Raw genomic sequence first — 10,764 nt, forward strand, 5'->3', positions numbered from 1 at the left:
AATGAAAAAAATAGCGATTCTTATAGTAATATTTTTCTTCGGTTTTATCTTTTTTGCACTATTAAAAACGCCAGCTGCAGTTGCGCTTAATTTAGCAAATCCTTATTTGCCTAAAGATCTGCAAATAGGTAAAGCATCGGGTAGCATTTGGCAGGGTAGAATCATGCAGCTGCGCTATCAAGATGAACAGATTAATAATTTAAACTGGGATATTTCTGGTTGGGCATTATTCACCGGACAGCTTACAGGCAGTGTAAAGTTTGGTGATCCGCGACAGACCAGTGAACTGTCAGGGCGCGGTGACTTTAGTTATGGTTTACTTGATCAAGTAGTTGCATTAAATGATGCTACATTGCGTTTGAGTGTTGAACGTGCGATGCAGCGTTTGCAGTTGCCATTACCTATTAATGCTAAAGGCAGAGTAATTGTTGAGTTAGATGAATATCTCTCAGGAGCGCCTTATTGTGATGCATTAAAAGGTGAAATCGCCAGTGCAAACATCGATGTGCAAGGATTGTCTGGCTGGTTTAGCGTTGGTCCATTAAGTGGCAAGTTAAGCTGTAAGTCGGGCGATATAGCCGTGTTAGTTGATCCTGAGAACCGCTTAGGCTTAGCGGCTGATGCAACCTTAAAAGCAAACATGGACTTTAAAGTGGCTGGATATATCAAGCCAGAAGCATCACTACCAAAAGAAGTACACGATGCCGCCAAATTTTTAGGCCGTGCAGATAGTGATGGCCGTTACCCATTAAATTTTTAAACAAGGCTGAATTGTTTTATGCAAATTCCTGAATTTACACAGCAACATGGCCAGCAGTTAAGTACGTATTTAGCGAGCCGCAATGGCGCCATGACATTTGTGCAGAGCCAAGGTTACTTATTTGCGGTTATTTGCTCTCCTGAGCCATTAGACGTACACGAGTGGCTTGAGCAGATAGTGCCAGATGCACACGGCCAGCTAGAAGAACAAACATTATTTGCATTTATGGCTTTGTATCATCAGATCAGTGAGCAAGTTTATGAAACAGGTTTTAAGCTCCCTGTAAGTTTACTGGTGAGTGATCAAGATGACAGCTACCTAGATTTGCATGAATGCCAGCAATGGTGTCAGGGTTTTGTTCAGGGAGCACAGGTGTATATTGATAAGCTAATGCAAGCTGATGCACTGACAACAGACTTAACTGATGCATTGCAAACCGCTTACGCCAGTTTAGGCTTTTTTGCTTTAGAGCCCCAGCTTATCACAACAATTGCCCAGCAAAATCAGCTTAGTGAAATACAACTATGCCAGCAACAGTATGAACTAATGGGAGATTTTGCATTAGGATTTGCTGAGTTAATAGAAATTATCGCGGTGCAAAGTGGTTTGTACGCAGATGAAGAAGATGGTTGGAGTTAGCATTATGCTAAATCCAACACAATTTCAGTACAGCCCTTAGGGCATTTAGCAACCCCTTGGCCGGGTTGCTGAGTCTTTAAATCTAACGTTAATATGCCTTGGCATACTTCACATTTAACCGTTTGTCCTTTTGCCAGCTTCTTCAGTAGGTTTTTATGTTGGTTAAACGATGCGCTGCTTTTTTTTGTTAAAGCTGAAAAATCCACTATTTACCTCTGCGCTCAGCCAATGATGTTGAGACGATGTCACACACTGTATTTAAACGATCTTCGTAAAAATATAAGTTGAGATCTTTACTGCGGCAGTAACGAGTATGGAATAGCTGCAGCTGTTCATCAGTTTGCATGGTTTCTTCTAAATACTCTAACTCGCTTTCTGAGAGTGTTAGTTCTGACTTGATGCGGTTTTTTGCCATGCTCGCAGCGGGTCCACGGTTAATATTGCTAGCACTACTTAATAGTCCTACACCTTCTCCTAATAACTTTTCTCGAGGCTCTTTTATCATTGGATGATCAATTGTGAATAATGCAAGTATCACTACAACTAGTACAAGGAATTTTTTCATATGTGAGTAAACTTTGATCTGAACGGGTACGAATTAGGCACCAGTGTAATAAAATGCCCCTTTGTAAAGCAAGCAAGTTAGGTGAATAAATTATTATCAATGAATATCAGCTTTTTTGAGGAGAATTGATATAATGACTGAGAACAATTGGATTTTTCAGAAATCTCTGAACTTTTACAGCACAGAAGTTTAGTTTGCACTATTTTAAAATGTAAGCTTAGTTGTTAATTATCTAAATAATGCAATATGGTTGTTTGACTTTCATTCTCCAAGCGGCGTTGAGGAACTTCGATGGATCAGCAAATAAAAGTAAAAAATATTCCAAGTGAGGTCAAGATCGAAAAGCCTGATCTATACACTCAACAGGATAGATTTAATCCTCGCAATCGCATTTATGTGCGTGCGGTTAAAGGGTTACATCAACTATTAAGACAGCGTATTGGTTTTCTTGGCATGCTGGCTTTTATGGCTTTACCTTGGATAAACTTTAACGGCCAGCAAGCCGTGTTGTTTGACCTGATAGGTCAAAAATATAACATCTTTGGGCTAACTCTATGGCCACAAGATTTTACTATTCTTGCTTTTATTCTGATGCTTGCTGCATTCGCGTTATTCTTAGTAACCACCTTTTATGGTCGGGTTTGGTGTGGTTATACATGCCCGCAAACAGTGTGGACGTTTATTTTTATTTGGTTTGAAGAAAAGTTCGAAGGGACAGCTAATCAGCGTAAGAAGCTTGATCAGCGACCTATGGACTTTGATAAATTTTGGCGTAAGACAGCCAAGCATACCAGTTGGGTAGCCTTTTCTTTATACACCGCACTGAGCTTTGTTGGTTATTTCACACCTATTCGCGAGCTGTTGCAGGATTTTATTACTTTTGATGTAGGTAGCTATGCATTGGTTAGCATTATCGTATTTACTGTATGTACTTATGGTAATGCTGGTTGGATGCGCGAAATTATGTGCTTGCATATCTGCCCGTATTCGCGCTTTCAATCTGCAATGTTTGATAAAGATACCTTCACAGTAAGCTACGATGAAAAACGTGGTGAAAATCGTGGGCCACGTAGTCGTAAACAAGATCGACAAGAGCTTAGCTTAGGTGACTGTATTGACTGTAATTTGTGCGTACAAGTATGCCCAACAGGAATCGATATTCGCAATGGCTTGCAAGCGGAGTGCATTAACTGTGGCGCCTGTATCGATGCCTGCGATGGGGTAATGGACAAAATGAATTATCCGCGCGGGCTTATTTCATATACCACTGAGCGTAACCTCGAAACGCCAGAGCATAAAACCAACCCCCTGCGTGCTAAGATTATTGGTTATATTGTTATATTAGTGGTGCTCAGCGCAGCGCTGGTAACGAATATTGTGATGCGTAAGCCAATGGACTTAGATATTATTCGCGATCGAAATCAACTCTATCGAGTCGATTTTAATGGGCTTGTCGAAAATACCTACACACTTAAAGTGATCAACAAAGCACAATACGAGCAAACCTTTAATATTAAGGTGGTAGGACTGGAGAACTTTAAGTACATAGGTAAGCAAACTTTTACCGTACAAGCGGGCGAATCGCACAACGTGCCATTATCATTGGTGATGGATCCGTATGATTTGAAAGCGCCGATGACCGAGTTTAATTTTGTATTATCGCCAGTGGACAATCCAAGTTCACAAATTTCGCAGCCGAGTAACTTCTTTAAAGCGCGATAGTTAAGTACACTGATAACAAATAAAAAGCGGGATTTTCCCGCTTTTTTTATAATTGATGAGAATTATGAGTAAATTTAGTTTTGTTGACCTCACCCCAGATTCGATTTTAGATGCGGTCGAAAGTATTGGTATTTACGCAGAGTCTGGCTTATTAGCACTGAACAGTTACGAAAACCGTGTCTATCAATTCAAAGCTGAAGATGGCCTACGTTATGTGGTGAAATTTTATCGCCCCGAGCGCTGGAGTAAGGCACAAATACTCGAAGAGCATAGTTTTGCATTTGAATTGGCTGATGCTGAAGTGCCTGTAGTTGCGCCGATACAGCGTAATGGCGAAAGCTTATTTGAGCATAATGGTTATCTATTTACTTTGTTCCCAAGTGTCGGGGGGCGCATCTTTGAAGTTGATAATCTTGATCAGTTAGATGTGTTAGGACGCTTGATTGGTCGGATGCATCAAGCAGCTAAAGCGAATGTTTTTAGCGAACGTCCGGTCATAGGGTGTGACGAGTATCTAGATACAGCTAAAATTCAGTTACAAAACAGTAATCTGGTGCCTAGCAGTTTAACTACCGCGTTTTATACTATTTTGGATATGGTGATCGCTAAAACGAAATCGCTTTACCAGCAGGTGGATGCTATACGCTTACATGGTGATTGCCATGCCGGTAATATTCTGTGGGCCGGTGATGCGTTGATGTTTGTTGATTTGGACGATAGTCGTCAAGGGCCTGCGATTCAAGATTTATGGATGATGCTCAGTGGCGATCGAAACAATCAACTGTTACAGTTAGATACCTTAGTGGCTGCCTATGAAGAATTTTGTGATTTTGATCACACTCAACTCAAATTAATTGAACCATTACGCGCAATGCGTATGATTCATTATATGGGGTGGCTAGCTAAACGTTGGGAAGATCCGGCATTTCCGAGGAACTTTTCATGGTTTGCTGATGACAAATACTGGGAGCAACAAATTTTAGCGCTGAAAGAGCAGTATTCTGCACTTCAAGAGCCGCCGCTGAAGTTGCTGCCTAACTAATTATTAAAAATATCTGAAACGAGAGTCCAATGCTTAACAAACTAAAATTGAGTTTACTACTGCTATGCCTACCTTTTGCTGCGATGGCCGCAGATTTTAAAGCTGGTGAGCACTATGACGTACTAAAAATTGAAAAAAGTAAAACCCCACAAGTAACAGAGTTCTTTTCATTTTATTGCCCGCACTGTTTTAAGTTTGAAGCTGTAGCTAAAGCAATGGAAAAAAGCTTGCCTGCAGGTACTGAGTTTGTAAAAAACCATGTCAACTTTTTAGGTGGTTTATCGCCAGAAGTGCAAAGTAATTTGAGCTATGCATATATCATCGCTAAACAGCATAACAAAGGTGAGCAAGTTGCAGATCAAATGTTTGACAGCATTCATATAAAACGTGCTCCACTCAATAACATTAAAGACGTCAAAGCATTACTTGCAGTTAATGGTATTGATAACGATACCTTTGATAAAGATATTGCCAGCATGCCTGTGATTGCGGCGGAAAAAGCCATGCAAGACAAGCAAAATAAGTTTTCACAAATGGGAGCCTTAACCGGTGTACCAACGTTTATCGTTAATGATAAATACAAAATCAATATCAATACCATCAAGAGCCAAGAGCAGCTTGATGAGTTAGTTGCCTTTTTATTACAACAATAAGCTATTAAAACAATAATTTTTGGAGTTTTTACCGATGATCAAATTAGTTAAAGCAGGATTGCTGGCACTTTTATTACCATTAGCCGCGAATGCAGCACCAACAACTTATGAAGAAGGTGTGCATTATGATGTAGTATCTGAGCGCGCTAGTAAAAAGCCAGAGGTAAAAGAGTTTTTCTCATTTTATTGTCCAGCGTGTAATAACTACGAAGCTCTATTAGTTGAGGTTAAACCTAAACTTGATACAAGTATTGAGTTTAAAAAGAGCCATGTCGATTTTGTTGGTGTGCGTGATCCTGAAAATCAACAAATGATTTCACAGGCACTTGCAACAGCTGAAGTACTACCACAAAAAGATGCCATTATTGCAGCTATGTTTAATCATGTTCACGTTAAACGTGCTAAGTTTAATGAATTAGCTGATGTTAAAGATGTATTTGTCGCGCAAGGTGTTGACGGTGATAAGTTTGATAAACTGTATAAAAGTTTTTCAGTACGCACTATGAGTTCAAAAATGAAGCGTGACCAAGATTACTATAAAGATAAGGGGGCACTGCGTGGCGTACCAACATTTATCGTAAATGGTAAATATAAGCTTAACCTAGGTCGTGAATCAGGTATTACTGAGCCTGAAGATATTAGCAAATTGATTAATTACTTAGCTGCTAAATAGAGCTGTTTAGTGTTTATTGTAAAAGCTCCGTACGCGGAGCTTTTTTGTTACAGGTGGTAAGAAATGCATAAAATACTGGTTTCAAGTTGCTTACTTGGTGCTCCCGTGCGCTACGATGGTAGCGGACAACAGTTACTCCATCCTCAGCTTATCGCATGGCAGCAGCAGGGACGTATTGTCGCTTTTTGTCCTGAGATTGCTGCTGGTTTATCCACACCTAGAGATCCTGCTGAAATCGTCAACGGTAAAGTGATTACCAATACTGGTGATGATGTGACACCGGAATTTCAGCTAGGTGCAAAACAAGCATTACGCCTTTGCCAACAATACAATATTCGTTTTGCGCTATTAAAGGAATCAAGTCCTTCTTGTGGTCGTAATACAATTTACGATGGCTCGCACAGTGGTATTAAGGTGGTTGGAATGGGATTAACGGCTTCGCTATTAGAAAAGAATGGTATTAAAGTCTTTAGTGAGCAGCAAATGCCAGCGCTAGTAAAAGCACTGGCATAAAGACTTTACAATTTACGTTGCAAAAATACCCCTGATTCAATGTGGTGGGTATATGGAAATTGGTCAAAAATAGCAAACCGTTTGACTTCATGAGTGCGAGTTAGGTGCTCTAAATCACGCTCTAGCGTATCAGGGTTACATGAGATATAAATAATACTCTCGTAGTTAGCCACCAAATCACATGTTAGTGTATCCATGCCTGCGCGCGGCGGATCAACTAAAATGGTCTGGCAATCATAGCTGCTTAAGTCAATCCCTTCTAAACGTGAGAAGGTTCGTTCGCCTTTCATAGCTTGAGTAAACTCTTCGCTCGACATACGAATGATATCTAAGTTAGTTACGTTATTTTTAGCAATATTATACTGCGCCGAGTGTACTGACGATTTAGAGATTTCGGTTGCTAATACACGATTAAACGAACCAGCTAAGGCAATTGAAAAGTTACCGTTACCACAATAGAGCTCTAGTAAATCATTTTTTAGTGGTTTACATAAGTCTTGTGCCCACTCCAGCATCTTAATATTTACTTTAGCATTTGGCTGCGTAAAGCTGTTTTCAACTTGTTGGTAAATAAGTTGCTGGCCATTAACTGTTAAACGCTCAGTAACAAAATCATCACCGAGTACTTCTTTTTGTTTGCGAGCACGACCAATAAAATCAATTTTAAAGCGCTCACTCAATGATTCTTTTAGTGACTTGATAGCTGCTAGCCATTCTTCGTCGAGTGGTTTGTGATAAAGCAGACTCACTAAAATCTCACCGCTTAAACTAGAAAGATAATCTATTTGGAATAATTTACGACGCAAGACTTCACAGCCTTTAAGATTATCGATCATTGCCTGCATTACTTCCCCAATTAGCGGCGCTGCAGGGTCAAACACATCGACTCTGATTTTATCTTTGGTGGCTTGATCAAACATAATGTGGAATAACTCATCGCCATCGTGCCATACTCTAAATTCAGCGCGTTGACGGTAATGAATTGGCTCAGAGGCAAAGACTTCTAATTGTTCAACACCAAAGCGTTGGAATTGCGCAATGATACGTTGCTCTTTTTCATTTAACTGTGCGTCGTATCCTGTTGTATCGATCTTTATAACCGCCATTACCTACTACCTTATATCATTATGCTGTTTATCGGCGCTATTGTAGGGGGCAGGGATTATTTGTCTAGGGTCTGTTTATCTTTCTAGGTTAATTTTGCAGCTGCCCGAAGGGTTCTGCCTAGGGGCGATTAACTCTTTGTTACTTACATGGATGTAAGTAAGGGGCGTGAGCAGGACGCGGAAGCTTTGCTCAATTTTTACTTAGCCCACTAGGTTACAAATCTCGCGCCGCGATTAAATCGCCCCGAGGTTGAACAAATTTTAATCCTTAAAGGTCAACAGCCCCTAATTTTGAGTAATAGTAAATGCTGTTTTTTTGTACATTTCACTTTAGTTATTTATTTTTGTGCCGATACTTAAGTAAGCAAACATAGGAGTCGGATCATGAAAATTGGCAACTTTGGCTTTGTTCCAAACAACAACGTCAATAAATACAGTAACAAAGCTGCATTACAGCAACCTACAATACAGTCGCCTCAAGATAGTTACCAGCAACGTGGTAAAGAATTAGCAGCAAAAGTGTTAGGTGACAAAATGGCTGAGGCCTTAGGCTTACCTGTCGCGGAAGAGAAAAAAGACAAGCCACTCTTTGATTTTGAAGAAATAGTCAAAAACGTTTTGGACTTTGTAACTGGTGCCGTTAAGAAGGCGCAAGCCAATGGAGCCGATAATGAAAAACTCAAAGGTATGCTTAGTGATGCACGCAAAGGTGTGCAAACAGGTATTGATGATGCCTATGGTGAATTAAAAGATACCGGTATTCTAAACGACGAAATTGAGCAGGGCATAGAAAAATCCAAAGAAGGTATTTTTAATGGCCTGGATGAGTTTGAAGAGGATTTATTTAACCCTAAGCCGGATTCTGTCAGTGTTACTCAAGCACAGTATTTAAGTTTAAGTAATAATGCTCAGTATAACTTCACCACTGCAGAAGGTGACGAAGTGAGTATTAGTTTTGCTGATGCATTTAAACAGCAATCAGCCAGTAGTTATCAGCGTAATGGTCAAAATGAAGGCTATGCCAGTGCATCATCACAATCCCGGGAATTATCATTTAGCATGTCAGTAAATGGTGATTTAAACGAAGATGAACAAAAGGCTATAAATGCAATGATGGAAGACTTGCAAAATGTTAGTAAAACATTTTTTGGTGGTGATTTGGAACAAGCCTTTGAACAAGCACAAGAGCTCAACTTAGGCAACGAACAGCTAGTCGCGTTTTCAATGGACTTAAAGCAAACTAAAACGTTTGCAGCAATAAAAGGCTATGAAGAGAATAAACCAACACCAGAGAAAGCTGTGGCTGAAAAAATAGCTCCATTTAATGACGATCTAAAAAATGCCTTTAAAAAAGCGGGTGATCTTGGTTTGCAAAATGAACTGTCAGGCATTTTACAATGGTTAAATCAAGACCAAGAGGAAATAGGCAAATTAGTCGACTATACAAAATCAATGTTTGAGCAAATGAATAAATTGCGCTCAGCAGCGCTAGAGAGTGAAGCATAAGCTTTATTTTCAGTACACCGCGTGGCAAACTGCTCAGCTTAGTTATCATAAGGAGCGAGTTGTTTGTCACCTCATATCATGGTTTTTGATTCGGGCATTGGTGGTACCACAGTGCTGAAGCATATTCAGCAATACATACCTGATGGCCGTTATAGTTATTTTATGGATAACGCCTACCTACCTTATGGAAAGCTGAGTCAACAAACCATAATTCAGCGCCTCACCGGATTATTAATTTTTATAGAAACACAACAATTACACGTTGATGTGTTAGTTATTGCTTGTAATACCGCATCTACTTCAGCACTGAGCGCGCTTCGCGAATTAACCACGATACCGATCGTCGGTGTAGTACCTGCAATTAAACCCGCCGCTTTATTATCTAAGTCACAGCATGTTGCCTTATTGGCCACACCAGCAACAGTAAAAAGTAGTTATACACAACAGTTGATAAGCCAGTATGGTCAAGCTGTCACAGTACATTTATATGCGAGTGTTGAGCTTGTAACGTTGGCAGAGCAAACATATCAAAGTAAAAAGATTATCCAAGACAAGCTAGTTGCAGAGCTCGATAGTCTCGTTATTGATAATAGAGTGGATGTAGTCGTGTTGGGTTGTACGCATTTCCCAATTTTGGCAAAAGGTTTGAATGAGTATTTTAATAGCGCTGTATTATTACTTGATTCCGGCGTAGCAATAGCCAAACGGGTGTGTGCAATACTCACAGAACATAATACAGGTTGGAGTAATAAGCTTGACGCTAATTGTAAAGGTGAAAAAAAGCCGTTACATTATTACGCAACGGCTTCTATTTATATTGATGAGCAACCGGTGGAGCTAGTTACGTTGATCGATCCGACTCAGAACGAAAAGAGTTAGATTCATCATCTTGTTTTTGTTTTGCTTCACGAACTTTTAATGTACGTTGTTGAAACTCGCTATCGTTTAATTTTGCAATAGCATTATCAGCATCCAGCTCTGCCATTTCAACAAAGCCAAAGCCACGACGTTTGCCAGTATTTTTATCCTTTAATAAGCGTACATTAAACACTTTACCTTGTTCTTCAAATAAAGCGCGAACTACACCTTCATTTGCACGATAAGGAAGATTGCCCACATAAAGTGTTTTTGTTTTTACTTCGGCTTCTTCTACATCGCCAGATGACATTGCAGCTATAACTACACCACCAATTAATAAACCTGCACCAAATAACAGTGCAGGACTTAATTGTAGGCCCGAAAGCGCAAAATTAACTATAACGAAACCAATAACAGCAAGGATAACTGAAGAGATAAGAGATTTTTGATCGGGTAATTTCATTTTGATCTACCAATAAACAGGAAATAAACATTAATTTAACATTGTGAGCTTGCTATCTTAACGCGATAAATGAACATAGCAATGATATTTATGCGAAATAATTTAATTTACATCAAAAAAGACTCGAAAAAGCATCGATTGAGTGTTCTTTTGAAACGTTTTGCATGCTTTTTGAGCGAATGGTAAAAAGATTGAAAAAAAGTGTTGATCTGTTTTTGGATCTCCCTATAATGCGACCCCACTGAGACGGGAAACGCCAACGCA

General features: G+C 39.7%; 13 protein-coding genes. 9 read left to right on the top strand and 4 right to left on the bottom strand.

Features of this window, described 5'->3' with window-relative positions:
* Position 1 precedes the first annotated feature (1 nt).
* Both J7338_RS18220 and J7338_RS18225 read left to right on the top strand, forming a co-directional pair.
* The gene (locus J7338_RS18220) at positions 2–760 is read left to right on the top strand and encodes a type II secretion system protein N (RefSeq protein WP_182719492.1); all 759 of its coding nucleotides are present in this window, start codon (positions 2–4) and stop codon (positions 758–760) included.
* Positions 761–778: 18 nt separating this feature from the next.
* Positions 779–1,399 (top strand): UPF0149 family protein, encoded by a 621-nt coding sequence (locus J7338_RS18225; protein WP_210798377.1) that lies wholly within the window; start codon positions 779–781, stop codon positions 1,397–1,399.
* Between the two features lie 2 nt (positions 1,400–1,401).
* Here the strand turns inward: J7338_RS18225 and J7338_RS18230 are convergent, their stop codons facing one another.
* Together J7338_RS18230 and J7338_RS18235 are read right to left on the bottom strand one after the other, a co-directional pair.
* Positions 1,402–1,605, bottom strand: a complete 204-nt coding sequence (locus tag J7338_RS18230; RefSeq protein ID WP_145242786.1) for a hypothetical protein — start codon at positions 1,603–1,605, stop codon at positions 1,402–1,404.
* A complete protein-coding gene (locus tag J7338_RS18235; RefSeq protein ID WP_145242788.1) occupies positions 1,605–1,964 on the bottom strand; it encodes a hypothetical protein in 360 nt (119 codons plus the stop codon). The genes J7338_RS18230 and J7338_RS18235 overlap by 1 nt, the downstream gene beginning before the upstream one ends.
* A 291-nt stretch (positions 1,965–2,255) precedes the next feature.
* Between J7338_RS18235 and ccoG the strand changes: the two genes are divergently transcribed.
* The 5 genes from ccoG to J7338_RS18260 all read left to right on the top strand — a co-directional run bounded on the left by ccoG (position 2,256) and on the right by J7338_RS18260 (position 6,567).
* On the top strand, positions 2,256–3,686 hold the full coding sequence (gene ccoG / locus J7338_RS18240) for a cytochrome c oxidase accessory protein CcoG (protein WP_210798378.1): 1,431 nt from the start codon (positions 2,256–2,258) through the stop codon (positions 3,684–3,686).
* A gap of 64 nt (positions 3,687–3,750) precedes the next feature.
* Positions 3,751–4,728 carry a serine/threonine protein kinase gene (locus J7338_RS18245; protein WP_210798379.1) on the top strand — a complete coding sequence of 326 codons (978 nt, stop codon included), beginning with the start codon at positions 3,751–3,753 and terminating at the stop codon, positions 4,726–4,728.
* 29 nt (positions 4,729–4,757) lie between these two features.
* Positions 4,758–5,381: a thiol:disulfide interchange protein DsbA/DsbL gene (locus tag J7338_RS18250; RefSeq protein ID WP_210798380.1), complete on the top strand. Its 624-nt coding sequence runs from the start codon at positions 4,758–4,760 to the stop codon at positions 5,379–5,381.
* A gap of 34 nt (positions 5,382–5,415) precedes the next feature.
* Positions 5,416–6,054 (top strand): thiol:disulfide interchange protein DsbA/DsbL, encoded by a 639-nt coding sequence (locus J7338_RS18255; RefSeq protein ID WP_145242797.1) that lies wholly within the window; start codon positions 5,416–5,418, stop codon positions 6,052–6,054.
* 63 nt (positions 6,055–6,117) lie between these two features.
* Positions 6,118–6,567, top strand: a complete 450-nt coding sequence (locus J7338_RS18260; protein ID WP_210798381.1) for a 2-thiouracil desulfurase family protein — start codon at positions 6,118–6,120, stop codon at positions 6,565–6,567.
* A gap of 5 nt (positions 6,568–6,572) precedes the next feature.
* On the opposite strand, the gene trmA is transcribed toward J7338_RS18260, so the two are convergent.
* Positions 6,573–7,673: a tRNA (uridine(54)-C5)-methyltransferase TrmA gene (trmA, locus tag J7338_RS18265; RefSeq protein WP_145242801.1), complete on the bottom strand. Its 1,101-nt coding sequence runs from the start codon at positions 7,671–7,673 to the stop codon at positions 6,573–6,575.
* Between the two features lie 384 nt (positions 7,674–8,057).
* Here trmA and J7338_RS18270 point away from each other — a divergent pair, with 384 nt between their 5' ends.
* Positions 8,058–9,179 (top strand): DUF5610 domain-containing protein, encoded by a 1,122-nt coding sequence (locus tag J7338_RS18270; RefSeq protein ID WP_210798382.1) that lies wholly within the window; start codon positions 8,058–8,060, stop codon positions 9,177–9,179.
* A gap of 63 nt (positions 9,180–9,242) precedes the next feature.
* Entirely contained in the window at positions 9,243–10,058 is an 816-nt protein-coding gene (gene murI / locus J7338_RS18275; RefSeq protein ID WP_210798383.1) for a glutamate racemase, read from the top strand.
* On the opposite strand, the gene J7338_RS18280 is transcribed toward murI, so the two are convergent.
* On the bottom strand, positions 10,021–10,500 hold the full coding sequence (locus J7338_RS18280) for an RNA recognition motif domain-containing protein (RefSeq protein WP_210798384.1): 480 nt from the start codon (positions 10,498–10,500) through the stop codon (positions 10,021–10,023). The genes murI and J7338_RS18280 overlap by 38 nt on opposite strands.
* Between the last annotated feature and the right edge of the window lie 264 nt (positions 10,501–10,764).

This window comes from Pseudoalteromonas ostreae, assembly GCF_018069805.1.
Classification (GTDB): Bacteria; Pseudomonadota; Gammaproteobacteria; order Enterobacterales; family Alteromonadaceae; genus Pseudoalteromonas; species Pseudoalteromonas ostreae.